The organism is Streptomyces sp. WAC 04229 (assembly GCF_003947455.1).
In the GTDB taxonomy this organism is placed as follows: domain Bacteria; phylum Actinomycetota; class Actinomycetes; order Streptomycetales; family Streptomycetaceae; genus Streptomyces.
Genome location: NZ_QHJH01000004.1, coordinates 98,768 through 116,983 on the forward strand (window position 1 = coordinate 98,768; position 18,216 = coordinate 116,983).

General features: G+C 70.9%; 11 protein-coding genes and 1 pseudogene. 10 read left to right on the plus strand and 2 right to left on the minus strand.

Annotated features, from left to right (window positions below; translation table 11 throughout):
• The first annotated feature begins 197 nt into the window (after positions 1-197).
• The 9 genes from DMH12_RS02160 to DMH12_RS02200 all read left to right on the plus strand — a co-directional run bounded on the left by DMH12_RS02160 (position 198) and on the right by DMH12_RS02200 (position 15,019).
• Positions 198-1,148: an endonuclease/exonuclease/phosphatase family protein gene (locus tag DMH12_RS02160; RefSeq protein ID WP_185832103.1), complete on the plus strand. Its 951-nt coding sequence runs from the start codon at positions 198-200 to the stop codon at positions 1,146-1,148.
• An 88-nt stretch (positions 1,149-1,236) separates the two neighbouring features.
• On the plus strand, positions 1,237-2,247 hold the full coding sequence (locus DMH12_RS02165) for a LacI family DNA-binding transcriptional regulator (protein ID WP_125489804.1): 1,011 nt from the start codon (positions 1,237-1,239) through the stop codon (positions 2,245-2,247).
• 264 nt (positions 2,248-2,511) lie between these two features.
• Complete coding sequence (locus DMH12_RS02170; protein ID WP_125489805.1) at positions 2,512-6,801, plus strand: discoidin domain-containing protein; 4,290 nt, start codon at positions 2,512-2,514, stop codon at positions 6,799-6,801.
• Between the two features lie 84 nt (positions 6,802-6,885).
• Positions 6,886-7,899, plus strand: coding sequence for a LacI family DNA-binding transcriptional regulator (locus DMH12_RS02175; RefSeq protein WP_125489806.1), 1,014 nt, complete (start codon positions 6,886-6,888; stop codon positions 7,897-7,899).
• Positions 7,900-8,050: 151 nt separating this feature from the next.
• Entirely contained in the window at positions 8,051-9,466 is a 1,416-nt protein-coding gene (locus DMH12_RS02180) for an extracellular solute-binding protein (RefSeq protein ID WP_125489807.1), read from the plus strand.
• 67 nt (positions 9,467-9,533) lie between these two features.
• A complete protein-coding gene (locus DMH12_RS02185; protein ID WP_125489808.1) occupies positions 9,534-10,493 on the plus strand; it encodes a carbohydrate ABC transporter permease in 960 nt (319 codons plus the stop codon).
• Positions 10,494-10,510: 17 nt separating this feature from the next.
• Positions 10,511-11,386, plus strand: a complete 876-nt coding sequence (locus DMH12_RS02190) for a carbohydrate ABC transporter permease (protein ID WP_125489809.1) — start codon at positions 10,511-10,513, stop codon at positions 11,384-11,386.
• Between the two features lie 131 nt (positions 11,387-11,517).
• Positions 11,518-13,122, plus strand: coding sequence for a glycoside hydrolase family 13 protein (locus DMH12_RS02195; RefSeq protein ID WP_125489810.1), 1,605 nt, complete (start codon positions 11,518-11,520; stop codon positions 13,120-13,122).
• A gap of 115 nt (positions 13,123-13,237) precedes the next feature.
• Positions 13,238-15,019 (plus strand): SpoIIE family protein phosphatase, encoded by a 1,782-nt coding sequence (locus DMH12_RS02200; protein ID WP_125489811.1) that lies wholly within the window; start codon positions 13,238-13,240, stop codon positions 15,017-15,019.
• A 3-nt stretch (positions 15,020-15,022) separates the two neighbouring features.
• Here the strand turns inward: DMH12_RS02200 and DMH12_RS02205 are convergent, their stop codons facing one another.
• The gene (locus tag DMH12_RS02205) at positions 15,023-16,903 is read right to left on the minus strand and encodes an ABC transporter ATP-binding protein (protein ID WP_185832104.1); all 1,881 of its coding nucleotides are present in this window, start codon (positions 16,901-16,903) and stop codon (positions 15,023-15,025) included.
• A gap of 198 nt (positions 16,904-17,101) precedes the next feature.
• On the opposite strand from DMH12_RS02205, the gene DMH12_RS02210 reads away from it, so the two are divergent.
• Positions 17,102-18,001: a lysylphosphatidylglycerol synthase domain-containing protein gene (locus DMH12_RS02210; protein WP_125489817.1), complete on the plus strand. Its 900-nt coding sequence runs from the start codon at positions 17,102-17,104 to the stop codon at positions 17,999-18,001.
• A 26-nt stretch (positions 18,002-18,027) separates the two neighbouring features.
• Here DMH12_RS02210 and DMH12_RS02215 read toward each other — a convergent pair.
• Positions 18,028-18,216 (minus strand): annotated as a pseudogene (locus DMH12_RS02215) (oxidoreductase); the annotation flags it as partial.

An 18,216-nucleotide genomic window follows, 5' to 3' on the forward strand; every position in this document is an offset into this window, starting at 1 on the left:
GCGTTTCTGAAAGATGACTGCAAGAGGTTGCGGTGGTGACCGTATGGGCACCGTCAGGAGTGGTCAACCCCTCGGACACCTCTTCCGCACCCGAGATGTGACGCCCTCTCAGCAAGACTTGCTGAAAGCTTCCATCGCCCGGAACTCGATCCACCGGTTCCGTCGTCCTGACAGCGAGGACGACGGAACGAGGAGCGATGACCGAGCGGGCGAAGCGCGGGTGGAGCTGGCGGCGCGGGCGGGTGGCGGCCGGGGTGGCGGTGTTCACCGCCCTGCTGCTGGGGTTCCCCGGCCTGGTTCCCGACCGGCCCGGCGGGCTGGGCAGCCTCTTGGAGTCCTTCCTGCCGTGGCTGGGCGTGCTGGTCGTGGTGCTGCTCCCGCCGGCCCTGCTGCGCCGTTCGGCTCTCGCGCTGGTCGCCCTGCTGCTGCCGGTGGGCGCCTGGGCGTACCAGTTCGGCCCGCTGCTGCTGCCCGCGCCGGACCCCGGTGCCGGCGACCTCGTGGTGGTGCAGCACAACGTCAGCGACGAGAACACCGACCCGGCGGGAACGGCCCGCGCACTGGCCGGTGCGGAGCCCGACCTGATAGCGCTCCAGGAGCTGGTGGCGCCGGCCCGGGCGGTCTACGAGAAGACCCTCGCCCGGGACTACCCGTACCGGACGGTCCGGGGCACGGTCGGACTCTGGTCGAAGCATCCGCTCAGCGGGGCCCGCCCGCTGGACATCAGACCGCGGGGCATCACGGAGGAGTGGGAGCGCGGACTGCGGTCCGTGGCGCACACACCGCGCGGCGAGGTCGCCGTGTACGTCGCGCACCTGCCGTCGGTCCGGGTCGGACTCTCCGGCCTCGCGTCGTCCTGGCGGGACGAGAGCGCCGGGCTGCTCGGCGACGCCGTCGCGGCGGAGCGGTCGCGCAGGCTGGTCCTGCTGGGCGACCTCAACGGCACCGTCGACGACCGGGCGCTCGATCCGCTGACCAGCGAGCTGAACGTGCCCGAGCGGGGCGTCGCCCTCAGCTTCCCCGCCGCCTTCCCGATGGCCCGGATCGACCAGGTGATGGCGCGCTCCGCGACGGTCGGCCGGATCCGCACCCTGTCCGCCACCGGCAGCGATCACCTTCCGGTCCTCGCGCGGGTCACTTGGGACTGAGCGGTGCATACCATCCGAATCAGTGCGCAGCCGGCCCAATGCGACCGCCGAGCAAGCCGCTTGCGGTGCTTGCGTTAGCCTTTCGTGTGTGACGCGACGACTTGCTCAGGTGGCGAAGAAGGTTGGGGTCAGCGAGGCCACGGTCAGCCGGGTGCTCAACGGCAAGCCCGGGGTCTCCGACGCGACCCGGCAGGCCGTGCTGAGCGCGTTGGACGTCCTGGGCTACGAGCGGCCCACCCAGCTGCGGGGTGAACGGGCCCGGCTGGTCGGGCTGGTGCTGCCCGAGCTGCAGAACCCGATCTTCCCCGCGTTCGCCGAGGTCATCGGCGGAGCGCTCGCCCAGCAGGGGCTGACGCCGGTGCTGTGCACCCAGACCAAGGGCGGCGTCTCCGAGGCCGACTACGTCGAGCTGCTGCTCCAGCAGCAGGTCTCGGGCGTGGTCTTCGCGGGCGGTCTGTTCGCGCAGGCGGACGCCCCGCACGACCACTACCGGCTGCTGGCGGAGCGCAACATCCCGGTGGTGCTGATCAACGCGTCGATCGAGAACCTCGACTTCCCGTGCATCGCGTGCGACGACGCGGTGGCCGTGGAGCAGTCCTGGCGGCACCTTGCATCCCTGGGCCACGAGCGCATCGGCCTGGTACTCGGCCCGTCCGACCACATCCCGTCCCGCAGGAAACTCGCCGCGGCCCGGGAAGCGGCCGCGGCCGCGCACGCCGAACTGCCGGACGAGTTCGTGGAACGCGCCATGTTCTCCCTGGAAGGCGGCCAGGCCGCCGCCACCCGCCTCCTGGAACGCGGCGTCACCGGCATCATCTGCGCCAGCGACCCCCTCGCCCTCGGCGCCGTCCGCGCCGCCCGACGACGCGCACTCCACGTCCCCCACGACGTCTCCGTCATCGGCTACGACGACTCCGCCTTCATGACCTGCACCGAACCACCCCTCACCACCGTCCGCCAACCCATCGAAGCCATGGGACGCGCCGCCGTCGACCTCCTCTGCGCCCAGATCCAAGGCACCGAAGTCCCGCACGGCGAGCTGCTCTTCGAACCGGAACTCGTCGTCCGCGGCTCCACGGCACAGCCGTCGGCCGACTGACCGCAGACCTCTCACCCGCTCCCCGCCCGCAAATTCCTTGCGGGAAATGACAGCGGCTTGCGGTTCTCCGACGGAGCCCGTGAAAGTCGCTGATCCGAGACGTCATCCGGAACTTCCCCGTGCCTCACCGCGGCCGCTCCGGTCCACTGTGCGCCGAGTTGATGCCGCACATCCTGTAGACGACTCAACAGTTCTCTGCAACTCTCTGAGCGCTCCACGTAAATGACAGAGAACATTCAGGAACGAGGCGGAGATCGGGGACAGATGAGAATCCGGAACTGGAGATCACGTGCGCTGTGCACGGTGGTCGCGACCAGTCTCCTGGCGCTGGGCGGCCCCCTGCTGTCGGCCACGGCGGCAGGCGGGCCCAACATCGCCGTGGGGGACGCCACGGCGGCGAGCAGCGCGCACGGCGAGTACGGCGCCGCCAACATCACCGACGGCAACCAGGGTTCGTACTGGCAGAGCGGCGGCGGCAGCCTCCCGCAGTGGGTCCAGACCGACCTCGGCAGCACGGAGCGGATCGACGAGGTGGTCCTGAGACTGCCCGCCGGCTGGGAGCGCCGCGACCAGACACTCGCCCTCCAGGGCAGCGCCGACGGTACGAGCTTCAGCACCCTGAAGGGTTCCGCCACCTACCGCTTCGACCCGGGGTCGGGCAACACGGTCACCGTGAGCTTCCCCGCGACCAGGACGCGGTTCGTGCGGGTCGAGATCACGGCCAACACCGGCTGGCAGGCGGCGCAGCTCTCCGAACTGGAGGTGCACGCCGCCGGGGAGTCGTCGACGAACCTCGCCGCGAACCGGACTCTGACAGCGAGCAGTTCCACGGGCCCGTACACGGCCGGCAACGGCAACGACGGCAACAAGGCGACCTACTGGGAGAGCGCCAACAACGCTCTGCCGCAGTGGATCCAGGCCGACCTCGGCGCCTCCCGCAGGGTCGACCGCGTGGTGCTGCGGCTGCCGGACGGCTGGGGTGCCCGCAGCCAGACCCTGAAGATCCAGGCGAGCGAGAACGGCACGGACTTCAGCGACCTGACCGCCGCCAAGGCGTACACCTTCGACGCGGCGGGCGGCCAGTCGGCGACCGTCGCCTTCGACGCCACGACCGCCCGCCATCTGCGCGTCCTGGTGACGGCGAACACCGGCCAGCCGGCCGCCCAGGTCTCCGAGCTGGAGGTCTACGGCCCGGCGAGCGGTGACACCCAGGCACCGACCACCCCCGCGAACCTCGCCCTCACCGAGCCGGCGACCGGGCAGATCAGGCTGACCTGGAACGCGTCCTCGGACGACACGGCCGTCACGGGGTACGACGTCTACGCCAACGGCGACCTGCTGACCTCGGTCGGCGGGAACGTCACCACGTACACCGACACCCGCCCGGGCGACGCGACGGTCACCTACCACGTGCGGGCCAAGGACGCGGCCGGCAACGTGTCGGGCAACAGCAACACGGTCACCCGGCGCGGCGACGACGGCGACACGCAGGCGCCCACCGCGCCGTCGAACCTCGCCCTCACCGAGCCCGCCGCCGGTCAGGTGAAGCTGACCTGGAGCGCCTCCACCGACAACAAGGGCGTCACCGGCTACGACATCTACGCCGACAACAAGCTCCGCAAGAGCGTCGCGGGCGACGTCACCACCTACACGGACACACAGCCCGTCACCGCGAACGTGACCTACTTCGTGCGGGCCAGGGACGCGGCCGGCAACGTGTCGGGCGACAGCAACTCCGTCCTCCGCAACGGCACCCGGGACGGCTCGAACCTGGCCGTCGGCAAGCCGATCAGCGCCTCGTCCGTGATCCACACGTACGTCGCCGAGAACGCCAACGACAACAGCACGTCGACCTACTGGGAGGGGGCTGCGGGCAGCTACCCGAACACGCTGACCGTCAAGCTCGGCGCCAACGCCGACATCAGTGCGGTCGTGCTCAAGCTCAACCCCGACACCGGTTGGTCCAAGCGCACCCAGAACATCCAGGTGCTCGGGCGCGAGCAGGCGGCCTCCGGGTTCACCAGTCTGGTGGCCGCCAAGGACTACGTCTTCGACCCGGCGAGCGGCGGCAACAGCGTGACCGTGCCCGTCGACGGCCGGGTCGCCGACGTGCAGCTCAGGTTCACCTCCAACACGGGGGCGACGGCCGGGCAGGTCGCCGAGTTCCAGGTGATCGGCGCCGCCGCGCCCAACCCCGACCTGGAGGTGACGCAGCTGGCCACCTCGCCCGCCTCGCCCGTCGAGTCAGACGAGATCACCGTGTCGGCCACCGTCCGCAACAGCGGCGCCGCGGCCAGTCCGGCCGGCAAGGTCGCCCTGCGGCTGGGTGACACCAAGGTCGCCACCGCCTCCGTGGGCGCGCTCCAGGCGGGTGCGCAGAGCACGGTCAGCGCTTCCATCGGGGCGCGCGACGCCGGCTCGTACGAGCTGAGCGCGGTCGCCGACGAGGCCGGCGAGATCATCGAGCAGAACGAGACCAACAACACCTACACGCGTCCGGAGCCGCTGGTCGTCAAGCCGGTCCAGAGTTCCGACCTGGTCGCCGCGACCGTCACCACCTCCCCCTCCAGCCCGGCCGCCGGTGACGACGTCACGTTCAAGGTCGCGCTGCGCAACCAGGGCACCCAGGACTCCGCGGGCAGCGGCCACGGGGTGACGCTCACCCTGGTGGACTCCGACGGCGCCACCGTCAAGACGCTGACCGGCGCGCACTCCGGTGTCATCGCCGCCGGTTCGACGAGTCCCGCGGTGAGCCTCGGTCCCTGGAAGGCGGCCAACGGCTCGTACACGGTGAAGGTGAAGGTGGCCGACGACGCCAACGAACTGCCGGTCAAGCGGGAGAACAACACCTCCACTCAGCCGCTGTTCGTCGGGCGCGGCGCCAACATGCCGTACGACATGTACGAGGCGGAGGACGGCACGGCCGGCGGCGGTGCCACCGTGGCCGGACCGAACCGGACCATCGGCGACATCGCCGGGGAGGCCTCCGGCCGCAAGGCGGTCGAGCTCGACGCGACCGGTGAGTACGTCGAGTTCACCACTCGGGCCGCCACCAACACCCTGATGACCCGCTTCTCCATCCCGGACGCGCCGGGCGGCGGCGGCATCGACTCCACGCTCAACGTCTACGTCGACGGCGTCATGAAGAAGGCGCTGCCGCTGACCTCGAAGTACGCCTGGCTCTACGGCAACGAGGCATCGCCCGGCAACTCCCCCGGTGCGGGCGCGCCGCGTCACATCTACGACGAGGCGCATCTGATGCTGGGCGAGACCGTCCCGGCGGGCAGCAGGATCCGGTTGCAGAAGGACGCCGCGAACAACACCGACTACGCGATCGACTTCGTCAACCTGGAGCAGGTCACCCCGGTGGCCAACCCCGACCCCGCGGCGTACGCGGTGCCGGCCGGGTTCACGCACCAGGACGTGCAGAACGCGCTCGACCGGGTCCGCATGGACACCTCCGGCAAGCTGGTCGGTGTGTACCTGCCGGCCGGGGACTACCAGACGTCGAGCAAGTTCCAGGTGTACGGCAAGGCGGTGAAGGTGGTGGGCGCCGGTCCGTGGTTCACCAAGTTCCGCGCGCCCACGACACAGGACAACACCGACGTCGGCTTCCGGGCCGAGGCGAGCGCGAAGGGGTCGTCGTTCGCGAACTTCGCCTACTTCGGCAACTACACCAGCCGCATCGACGGTCCGGGCAAGGTGTTCGACTTCTCCAACGTGTCGGACATCGTGATCGACAACATCTGGAACGAGCACATGGTGTGCCTCTACTGGGGCGCCAACACCGACCGGATCACGATCAAGAACTCCCGGATCCGCAACATGTTCGCCGACGGTGTCAACATGACCAACGGCTCGACCGACAACCTGGTGTCCAACAACGACGCCCGGGCGACCGGTGACGACAGCTTCGCGCTGTTCTCGGCCATCGACGCCGGCGGCGCGGACATGAAGAACAATTTGTACGAGAACCTCTCGACGACGCTGACCTGGCGTGCCGCGGGTCTCGCCGTCTACGGCGGCTACAACAACACCTTCCGCAACATCCACATCGCGGACACCCTGGTCTACTCCGGCATCACCATCAGTTCGCTGGACTTCGGCTACCCGATGAACGGTTTCGGCACCGATCCGACGACCTTCGAGAACATCTCGATCGTCCGGGCCGGCGGCCACTTCTGGGGACAGCAGACCTTCCCCGGCATCTGGGTGTTCTCCGCGTCGAAGGTGTTCCAGGGGATCCGGGTCAACCACGTCGACATCGTCGACCCGACGTACAGCGGCATCATGTTCCAGACGAACTACGTGGGAGGGCAGCCGCAGTTCCCGATCAAGGACACCGTCTTCACCGACGTGTCCGTCACCGGCGCGCGCAAGAGCGGTGACGCGTTCGACGCCAAGTCCGGCTTCGGCCTCTGGGCCAACGAGATGCCCGAGCCGGGGCAGGGACCCGCGGTCGGCGAGGTCACGTTCAACGGTCTGAGGCTGGAGGGCAACGCCGTGGACGTCCGGAACACGACGTCCACCTTCAAGATCAACCGCAACCCGTAGACCGAGCGGGCCGCACCGGCCCTTGTCGGTCAGGATACTGACTGGCGCAAGCCTCTTGCAGAGGCTTGCGCTAGTCTTGCGTTTGTGACGCGACGACTTGCTCAGGTGGCGAAGAAGGTTGGGGTCAGCGAGGCCACGGTCAGCCGGGTGCTCAACGGCAAGCCCGGGGTCTCCGACGCGACCCGGCAGGCCGTGCTCAGCGCATTGGACGTCCTCGGCTACGAGCGGCCCACCCAACTGCGGGGCGAGAGAGCGAGGCTCGTGGGGCTGGTGCTGCCGGAACTCCAGAACCCGATCTTCCCCGCGTTCGCCGAGGTCATCGGCGGTGCGCTCGCCCAGCAGGGGCTGACACCGGTGCTGTGCACCCAGACCAAGGGCGGCGTCTCCGAGGCCGACTACGTCGAGCTGCTGCTCCAGCAGCAGGTCTCCGGCGTCGTCTTCGCCGGCGGCGGTCTGTTCGCGCAGGCGGACGCCCCGCACGACCACTACCGGCTGCTCGCCGAGCGCAACATCCCCGTCGTGCTCATCAACGCCTCCATCCCGGATCTGGACTTCCCGTGCATCGCGTGCGACGACGCGGTGGCCGTGGAGCAGTCCTGGCGGCACCTTGCATCCCTGGGCCACGAGCGCATCGGCCTGGTACTCGGCCCGTCCGACCACATCCCGTCCCGCAGGAAACTCGCCGCGGCCCGGGAAGCGGCCGCGGCCGCGCACGCCGAACTGCCGGACGAGTTCGTGGAACGCGCCATGTTCTCCCTGGAAGGCGGCCAGGCCGCCGCCACCCGCCTCCTGGAGCGCGGCGTCACCGGCATCATCTGCGCCAGCGACCCCCTCGCCCTCGGCGCCGTCCGCGCCGCCCGACGACGCGCACTCCACGTCCCCCACGACGTCTCCGTCATCGGCTACGACGACTCCGCCTTCATGACCTGCACCGAACCACCCCTCACCACCGTCCGCCAACCCATCGAAGCCATGGGACGCGCCGCCGTCGACCTCCTCTGCGCCCAGATCCAAGGCACCGAAGTCCCGCACAGGGAGCTGCTCTTCGAACCGGAACTCGTGGTTCGGGGCTCCACCGCGCAGGTTGGGGCCCGGTAGCGGATCCTCAACTTCTTCGGTCGACTGTCAAGCAATTACGAAATCAGCGCGAGATATTGCGTTCACTTGTTCGCGGTGGTTGAGTGAGCGGCGCCCCACAACGCATCGGCGGTGGGGCGCCTTCCACGTTCATGCCCGAAGGGGACCACCCATGAGAAGTGCTCGGTTCCGCCGTACTCGCCGTGCCGGCGCCATCACGCTCGTCTCCGCTCTCACCCTGACCGCTCTGGCCGCCTGCGGCACGAGCAGCAGTGACGACGGCGGCGGTTCCGAAGGCGGCAGCGGGTCCTCCGACCCGGCTGCTCCGCTGGACCCGAAGACCAAGGTCACGATCACCATCGACTGCATGCCGCCGACGGCGAAGGCGGCCGAGCTGAAGGAGTGGAAGGAGGACGTCAAGGAGTTCAACAAGACCTACCCCAACGTCACCATCGAGGGCCGCTCCACCCCCGGCCAGTGCCTGGAGCCGCCGCGCTTCACCGCGATGCTCAAGGCCAAGTCGCAGCCCGACGTCTTCTACACGTACTTCACCGACCTGCCGCAGGTGCTGGACAACGACGGCGCCGAGGACATCACGGCGTACGTCAACGACAAGACCGTCCCCGCCCTCAAGGACATCGACCCGAACGTCCTGGGCTCGCTGAAGCACGAGAACAAGCTCTACGGGCTGCCCACCAGCAACTACACCATGGGCCTGCTGATCAACCGCAAGCTCTTCGAGAAGGCCGGACTCGACCCGGACAACCCGCCGCGCACCTGGGACGAGGTCCGCACCGCCGCGAAGAGGATCGCCGGTCTGGGCGACGGCATCGCCGGCTTCGGCGAGTACAGCGCGGGCAACACCGGTGGCTGGCACTTCACCGCCCAGATGTACAGCCGTGGCGCCCAGGTCGTCGACGAGAGCGGCAAGAAGGCCGCGTTCAACAACGAGACGGGCAAGCAGGTCGCCGAGAACCTCCACGCCATGCGCTGGGAGGACGAGAGCATGGGCAAGACCCAGCTGCTCAAGTGGGGCGACCTCCAGAAGCAGATCGCCACCGACAAGCTCGGCATGTTCCTCGCCGCGCCGGACGACATCACCTACATGGTCCAGCAACTCGGCGCGGACTACGAGAACTTCGGCATGGGCCCGATCCCGGGTGAGAAGAACACCCTGGCCGGCGGCAACAGCTACATGATCAAGAAGGGGATCTCCGCCGACAAGATCAAGGCGGCCGTCGCCTGGCTGAACTTCCAGAACCTCACCGTCGGTGAGGGGCAGTTCAACTGGGCCCGCAAGAAGACCGACAAGCTCCCGGTCGGCCTCCCGCAGCCCAACTTCTGGCTGAACGAGTCCAAGACGAAGGACGACGCGGCCCGGATCGAGCACGCCACGATGCCGGTCGAGAACTTCAAGACCTTCATGGACAACCCGGTGCCGGGCATGGCCGAGCCGCCGAAGGCGCAGGAGGTCTACAAGGTCCTGGACAACGTGATGTCCGGCATCCTCACCAACGAGGACGCCGACATCGACAAGCTGCTCTCCAGCGCGGAGAAGCAGGTCGACCAGGTTCTGGCCACGCAGTGACCGGCTCCCTCGGGGGGCGGGCCGCACCGCCCCCCGGGGCCCATGAGATCAGCCCCAAGGAGCGACGATGTCGGCCCCCAGCCTGACCCCGAGCAAGGCGGCGAGAGCCCGCCACGCCCAGCCGCCGGTGGACGGCCCGCCCCCGCGCGGCGGGTCCTTCGGCAGGAGCCTGAAGCGCAACCTCGCCGCGCACGGCTTCCTGATCGGAGCGGTCCTCTGCTTCGCGTTCTTCTCCTGGTATCCGATGGTCCGGGAGTTCCTCCTCGCCTTCCAGAAGACGGACCAGGGCGAGGTCTCCTGGGTCGGCCTGGACAACCTGCGAACGGTCTTCAACGACCCGGCCTTCTGGCAGGCGTGGCGCAACACGCTGCTGTTCACCGTGCTGGCCCTGGTCCTCGGCTTCGCGGTGCCGTTCGTCGTCGCGCTCGTCATCAACGAACTCAGGCACGGCAAGGGGTACCTGCGGCTGCTGGTCTACCTGCCGGTGATGCTCCCGCCGGTCGCCGCGGTCCTGCTCTTCAAGTACCTGTACGACCCCGGCTACGGGCTGCTCAACGAACTGCTCGGCTCCGTCGGGCTGCCCGAGCAGCAGTGGCTCCAGGACCCCGGCCTCTCCATGCTGTCCGTGGTCATCGCGTCGACGTGGATGAACATGGGCGGCGCGGCGCTCATCTACCTCGCCGCGCTCCAGGGCATCCCGGGCGAGCTGTACGAGGCGGCGGAGCTGGACGGGGCCGGACTGCTGCGCAAGGTCTGGCACGTGACGATCCCGCAGACGCGGCTCATCCTCTCGCTGATGCTGCTGATGCAGATCATCGCCACCATGCAGGTCTTCGTGGAGCCCTTCCTGCTCACCGGAGGGGCCGGGCCGGAGGGCTCGACCACCACCGTCGTCTACCTCATCTACCAGTACGCCTTCAACTTCAACAACTACGGCGCCGCGGCGGCCCTCGGCCTGCTGCTCCTCGTGCTGCTGGCCGGTTTCTCGGCGGCGTACGTGAAGCTCAACCGCGCCGAGGACGAGTAGGCCGGGGGAATCCACCGATGTCCACACGCACGCTCATCTCGCCGGCCCAGCTCGCCCGGCCCCGCGGCAAGGTCCTCTACTGGGTGACGTTCGGCGGTGTGATCACGCTGTTCACCGTGGTCTTCCTGGGCCCCATGTACTGGATGGTCTCCAGCGGGTTCAAGGACACCCAGGAGGTCGTCCGGACGCCGCCGACGCTGGTCCCCGAGTCCTTCGAACCGGACAACTACTCGCAGGCCTGGAACGTCATGGACCTGGCCGGCCTGCTGGGGAACACGCTGTACTACGCGTTCGGCGCGCTCGCCTTCCAGCTGGTGCTCGACGTTGCGGCGGCCTACTCGCTGTCCAAGCTCCGGCCGGTCTTCGGCAAGGCCATCCTCGGCATGATGCTGGCGACGCTGATGATCCCGGCGACCGTCCTGGTCGTGCCGCAGTACCTGACGGTGCTCGACGTGCCGATCTTCGAACGCAACCTGCTGAACACGCCGTGGGCGATCTGGCTGCCCTCGGTGACCAACGCCTTCAACATCTTCCTCCTGAAGCGGTTCTTCGACTCGATCCCCAGGGAACTGCTCGACGCCGCCTCGATGGACGGCGCCTCCCCGATGCGCACCCTCCGGTCGATCGTCCTGCCGATCTCGCGGCCGATCCTCGGCGTGGTGTCCATCTTCGCGATCGTGGGCGTCTGGAAGGACTTCCTGTGGCCCATGCTGACCCTGCCCGACCCGGCCAGGCAGACCCTGAACGTGGGGATCTACTCGCTGTCCAACGGTGTGCCCGTCAACGTGCTGATCGCCGCGCTGACCATGGCCTCACTGCCCACGCTCATCATCTTCCTGATCTTCCAGCGCAACATCATGAGCGGACTCACCGCCGGAGGGCTCAAGGGCTGAGGCACCGCGCCCCGCCCTCCTCCTCTTCCGACCCGCCGGCTCGTCCCGTCAGCCTTCGCCGCCGGCCCGTCCGACGCCCCGCACTGTCCGGGCCGGCGGCGAAGATCCACCCTGCCCGAAAGGACCGTCACGTGGCAGCCCCCACCTCGCACCGCACCGAAGACTGGTGGCGCGACGCCGTCATCTACCAGGTGTACCCCCGCAGTTTCGCCGACGGCGACGGCGACGGCACCGGTGACCTCGCGGGCGTCCGAGCGCGACTGCCCTACCTCGCCGAACTCGGGGTCGACGCCGTCTGGTTCACGCCCTGGTACGTCTCCCCGCTCGTCGACGGCGGCTACGACGTCGCCGACTACCGCACCATCGACCCGGCCTTCGGCACCCTCGGCGAGGCCGAGAAACTCATCGCCGAGGCACGGGAGATGGGCATCCGCACCATCGTCGACATCGTGCCCAACCACGTCTCCGACCAGCACGCGTGGTTCCGGGCGGCGCTGGCCGCCGGTCCGGGCAGCGCGGAGCGGGAGCGGTTCCACTTCCGGCCGGGCCGCGGCGAGAACGGTGAACTGCCCCCCAACGACTGGCCCTCCCAGTTCTCCGGCCGCACCTGGACCCGGGTGCCGGACGGCGAGTGGTACCTGCACCTGTTCACGCCGGAGCAGCCCGACCTCAACTGGGCCCATCCGGAGGTGCGCCGGGAGCACGAGGAGATCCTGCGGTTCTGGTTCGAGCGCGGGGTGGCCGGCGTCCGCATCGACTCCGCCGCGCTGCTCGCCAAGGACCCCGCGCTGGCGGACTTCGTGGAGGGCGTCGACCCGCACCCGTACATCGACCAGGACGAGCTGCACGACATCTACCGCTCCTGGCGGACCGTCGCCGACGAGTACGGGGGCGTCTTCGTGGGCGAGGTGTGGCTGCCCGACGCCGAACGCTTCGCGCGCTATCTGCGGCCCGACGAACTGCACACGGCCTTCAACTTCAACTTCCTGTCCTGCCCCTGGGACGCGGGACAGCTGCGGCGCACCATCGACGACACGCTGGCCGAGCACGCTCCGGTCGGCGCCCCCGCCACCTGGGTGCTGTGCAATCACGACGTGACCCGGACGGTGACCCGGTACGGCCGCGAGGACACCGGATTCGACTTCGCCAAGAAGGCGTTCGGGACCCCGACCGACCCGGCCCTCGGCACCCGGCGCGCCCGCGCGGCCGCCCTGCTCACGCTGGCCCTGCCGGGATCCGTCTACCTGTACCAGGGGGAGGAACTCGGCCTGCCCGAGGCCGACGTCCCGCGCGGGAGCATCCAGGACCCGATGCACTTCCGCTCCGGCGGCACCGATCCGGGCCGGGACGGCTGCCGGGTACCGCTGCCCTGGGCGGCCGACGCCCCGTACTGCGGTTTCGGCTCCGAGAACGAGCCCTGGCTGCCGCAGCCGGAGGGCTGGGCGCGGTACGCGGCGGACCGGCAGGCCGCGGACCCGGGGTCGATGCTGGCGCTCTACCGCGAGGCGCTGCGTCTGCGGCGCTCCACCGAGGGCTTCGGTGACGGTCCGCTGGACTGGCTGCCCGCCCCCGACGGCGTCCTCGCGTTCCGTCGCCCCGGCGGTCTGGTGTGCGTGGTCAACCTGTCGGCCGCCCCGGTCGAGCTGCCCGCGCACCGCTCCCTGCTGCTCGCCAGCCGGCCGCTGGACGAGGACGGCCGGCTGCCCGTCGACACGGCGGTGTGGCTGCGCGGCTGAGCCGTCCCGGGCCGGTCCCCCGGTCGGCGCTCCCCCGCCGATCGGGGCCTCGCCGTCGCCCCTCGGTCCGGGGCGAGGCAGAATCGGGGCAGGAGGCCGTGGGAGGAGGCGAGGCGTGCGGGAGCGACCGTGGCTGAGCGGGGTGCGGCGCCCCCCGAATCCCCTCGTCAGCGGGCACCGGGCGGCGCGGGGGGCGCTGCGGTCGATGACGGAGGCACTGGGCGCGCGACGCCGGCTGGCCTGGCTGAACGCGGCGGACCTGAGCATCGGCACCACGCTCGACGTGCGGCGGACGGCGGAGGAACTGGCCGACTTCGCCGTGCCGGAGCTTGCCGACGGCGCCGCGGTGGACCTGCTGGACTCGGTCCTGCGGTTCCAGGAGGGCGACCGGGTCCCCGGAGGGGGTGCGCCGCGGCTCAGGGCCATGGCGGTGTCGGAGGTCGAGGGCCTGAACCTCGCGCCCGACCCCGTGGGCGAGCTGTCGGTGCACACCGCCGACCGGCTGGGGCAGCGGTGCCTCACCACCCGCCGGCCGGTGCTGGTGACCCGGATGACGCGGGCGGACTTCGCCGTGATCGCGCCCTCGCGCGAGTCGTCGGACATCATGCGCCGGGCGGGCGTCCACTCCTACCTGGCGGTGCCGCTGATCGCCCGCGGGGTGCTGCTGGGGCTCGCCGACTTCGTACGGGCGGGCCGCCGGGCGCCGTTCAGCCGGACCGACGTGGCCCTGGCCATGGAGCTGGCGTCCAAGGCCGCCGTGTACATCGACAACGCCCGGCTCTACGGGCGCGAGCGCGAGCACGTGGTGACGCTGCAGCGGGCCCTGCTCCCGCGGTCCAGCCCGAGCACTCCCGGGCTCGACGTGACCTCGTGCTACGACCCGGCGACGGACCCGGCCGCGGTGGGCGGCGACTGGTTCGACGTGGTCGCGCTGCCCAGCGGGCGAACCGCCCTGATGGTGGGCGACGTGATGGGGCGTGGTCTGGCCGCCGCCGCGACCATGGGCCGGCTGCGGACGGTGGCCCGGACCCTGATGGCGCTGGACATCGCGCCCGAGCGGCTGCTGGCCCGCCTCGACCTGGCCGCCCGCGACCTGGAGGAGGACCAGGTCGCCACCTGTCTGTGCGCGGTGTACGACCCGTACGGCGGCACCTTCCGCGTCTCCAGCGCCGGTCACCCGCCGCCGCTGCTGACCGGGCCCGACGGTGCCTCCGCGTTCCTGGAGGTACCCGCGGGGGCGCCGCTGGGGGCGGGGGTGATCCCGTACGACGTGGTCGAGCGGCGGGTGCCCGAGCGGACCCGGCTGACGCTGTTCACGGACGGGCTGGTCAGATCGCGCACGGCCGATCTGGGCACCCAGTTGGAGCGGCTGCGCGTGGCGGTGGGCGAGGGCCTGCCCGCCGACGGCACCGAATGCCGGGCGGTCGCCGAGCGGATCGGCGGTGACCGGTCGGACGACGCGATCGTCCTGGCGGCCCTCGCCCTTCCGCTCGGTCCGGAGTGCGACGTGTACGTGCGCCCGCTGCCGCCGGACGGCAAGGCCGCGGGACAGGCCCGTGCGGCGGTGCGCGAGCAGTTGGAGCGGTGGGGTCTGGAGGAACTGGTCGACACGACGGAGCTGGTGGTCAGCGAGTTGGTCGGCAACGCCCTGCGGTACGGGAACGCCCCGGGTGAACTGCGGCTGCTGCGGCACGAGCGGCTGTCGGTGGAGGTCTCCGACTCCGGCCCCGACCTGCCGCAGATCCAGCACGCGGACGTGAGCGACGAGAGCGGGCGGGGTCTGCAGCTGATCAACATGCTGTGCCGGCGCTGGGGTTCGTGCCGCACCCCTGACGGCAAGGTGGTCTGGGCGGAGCAGGACCTGCCGGTGCGGGCCGGGGTGTCCGGCCCGCGGTAGCGGCTACGCGGCCTTGTCCATCGTCCGGCGGGCGAACTGGGTGCGGTGCAGCTGGGCGTAGCGGCCCTGTGCGGCCAGGAGTTCCTCGTGGGTGCCGCTCTCCACGATGCGGCCGGCCTCGACGACCAGGATCCGGTCGGCCGCGCGGACGGTGGACAGCCGGTGCGCGATCACCAGGGCGGTCCGGTCCGCCAGGGCTTCGGTGAGGGCCTCCTGGACGGCCGCCTCGGAGGTGTTGTCGAGGTGGGCGGTGGCCTCGTCGAGGATGACGACGCGCTGTCGGGCGAGCAGCAGCCGGGCGATGGTCATGCGCTGGCGTTCACCGCCGGAGAGCCGGTAGCCGCGCTCGCCGACCACGGTGTCGAGACCGTCGGGCAGGGACCGGACGAGGTCGGTGAGGCGGGCGCGGCGCAGCGCGTCCCACAGTTCGGTGTCGCTCGCCCCGGGGCGGGCCAGCAGGAGGTTGGCGCGGACCGTGTCGTGGAAGAGGTGGCCGTCCTGGGTGACCATGCCGACGGTGTCGCGCAGCGAACGGGCGCTCAGGTCGCGGACGTCGACGCCGCCGACGCGCACGGTGCCGCCGTCGGTGTCGTACAGGCGCGGCAGCAGTGCGGCGATGGTGGACTTGCCGGCGCCGGAGGAGCCGACGAGGGCGATGGTCTGTCCGGGTTCGGCGCGGAAGGAGAGGCCGTGCAGGACCTCGTCGCCGCCGCGGGTGTCCAGGGACGCGACCTCTTCGAGGGAGGCGAGGGAGACCTTGTCGGCGGCCGGGTAGCCGAAGCGGACGTCGTCGAACTCGACGGCGACCGGGCCGTCGGGGACCGGGCGGGCGTCGGGCTTCTCGTCGATGAGCGGGGTCAGGTCCAGCACCTCGAAGACCCGCTCGAAGCTGACGAGGGCGCTCATGACCTCCACGCGGGCCCCGGCGAGCGCGGTGAGCGGCGCGTAGAGGCGGGTGAGCAGCAGGGCCAGGGCGACGACGGCGCCGGGGTCCAGGCTGCCGCGCAGGGCGAGGAAGCCGCCGAGGCCGTAGACGAGGGCGAGGGCCAGGGCGGAGACGAGGGTGAGCGCGGTGATGAAGGCCGCCTGTGCGGTGGCGGTGCGCACTCCGATGTCGGCGACGCGGCGGGCCCGGTCGGCGAATTCGGCGGACTCGTCCTCGGGGCGGCCGAAGAGTTTGATCAGGGTGGCGCCGGGTGCCGAGAACCGCTCGGTCATCCGGGTGCCCATCGCGGCGTTGAGGGCGGCGGCCTCGTGCTGCATGCGGGCCATGCGGCGTCCCATCCGCCGGGCGGGGAGCACGAACACGGGGAGCAGCGCGAGGGCGAGCAGGGTGATCTGCCAGGACAGGGTGAGCATCACGGCGAGGGTGAGCACGAGGGTGACGAGGTTGCTGACGACGCCGGACAGGGTGTTGCTGAAGGCGCGCTGGGCGCCGATGACGTCGTTGTTGAGCCGGGAGACCAGCGCGCCCGTACGAGTACGTGTGAAGAACGCGACGGGCATGCGCTGCACATGATCGAACACGGCCGTGCGCAGATCGAGGATGAGCCCCTCCCCCAGCGTCGCCGAGATCCTGCGGGAGAGGATGCCGAGCACCGCCTCGGCGACCGCGATGAGGGCGATGAGCAGGGCGAGGCGGACGACCCTGCTCTCGTCGCCGCCCGACACGATCGCGTTCACGACGCGTCCGGCCAGGACGGGGGTGGCGACGGCGAGGAGTGCGGTCACCACCCCGAGCAGCACGAACCGGACGATGCGGGTGCGGTGCGGGCGGGCGAAGGCGCCGACGCGGCGCAGCGTGGCGCGGGCGAGGGGGCGGCGCTCCTGCTCGGCGTTCATGACGCTGTGCAGTTGGGTCCAGGCTGTGGTCTCCATACTCATGAGGAGGACGGTAGAACCTCAAGCAACCTTGAGGTCAAGGCGGCGCCGCCCGCAGTCCGTAAGCCGTCGTCCGCGCGTCGGCCATCCGTAGTTGGCGCGGCTGGGGGAATGTCTTGTGATGTGACGACAGCGGTACGACTCCCACGACTGCCCGAGAAGCCGCTCCTGCGCCGGGTTCCGGTCCGCCGGATCCTGTGCGTGCTTCCGCTGCTGCTGGTGACCGTGGTCGCGGTGCGGCACCGGTCGGTGCTCGCCGAGGGCTTCGGCCATCTCGCCACGGCCCGCTGGCCGTGGCTGCTGGCGGCGGCCGGCGCGACCTGTCTGACCTGGGTGGCCGCCGCCTGCACCCGGCAGGGCGCGGTGGTGGAACGGCTGCCCCGACGGCGGCTGCTGGCCGCGCAGTTCGCGGCGGGCGCGGCCAACCACCTGCTGCCGACGGGCCTGGGCGCGAGCGCGGTCAACCTGCGGTTCATGGCGGTGTGCGGGCTGCCGCTGGCGCGGTCCTCGGCGGCTCTCGCCCTGTATCTGCTGGCGGAGAGCGTGGGCCGGCTCGCCCTGCTGGGCGTGCTGTTCCTCCTGTTCCCCGGCGCGCTGCGGCTCGGCACGCTGCTGCCCGAGGGGGCGGTGGGGCCGCTGCTGGCGGTCGCGGGTGCGGTGCCGGTGGTCGCGACGGGCGTGCTCGTGCTGGTGCCGCGGCTGCGCGGGGCGGTGGTCTCGTTCCTGCGGACGGCGCTCGGTGAGGCCCGCTCGGTGCACCGTCTCCCGGCGCGGGCGGTGGCGCTGTGGGGCGGCGCGCTCGCGTTCCCCGCGCTGCAGGCGTCCGCGCTGGTCCTGGTGGGCCGGTCGCTGGGGCTGCCGGTGCCGGTCGCGCACATGGCGGTGGCGTATCTGGCGGCGACCGTCGCGGTGGCGCTGGTGCCGACGCCGGGCGGTATCGGCTCGGTCGAGGCGGCGCTGGTCGTGGCGCTGGTGGCGGCGGGCGGTCCGGCGGCGGTGGCCACGGCGGTGGTGCTGGCGTTCCGGCTCCTGACGGTCTGGCTGCCGCTGCTGCCGGGGGCGTTGACGCTGGCCGCGCTGGTGCGGATGCGGGTGATCTGAGGGCTGCCGGGCGCTCCGGGTGCCGGTCAGGCGACGGTGACGCGTACCGGTCCGCCGCCGGGGTCGACCCGGTGTGTCCAGCGGGCCGTGAGGGTCAGCGGGCGGTGCGGGACGGCGGTGGTGAGCGGGAGGCGGGCGCGGTGCAGCGGGCGGCCGTCCTGGGTGACGTACAGGACGGGGCGGGTCAGGGGGATCGCGGTGCGCAGGAGGTAGGG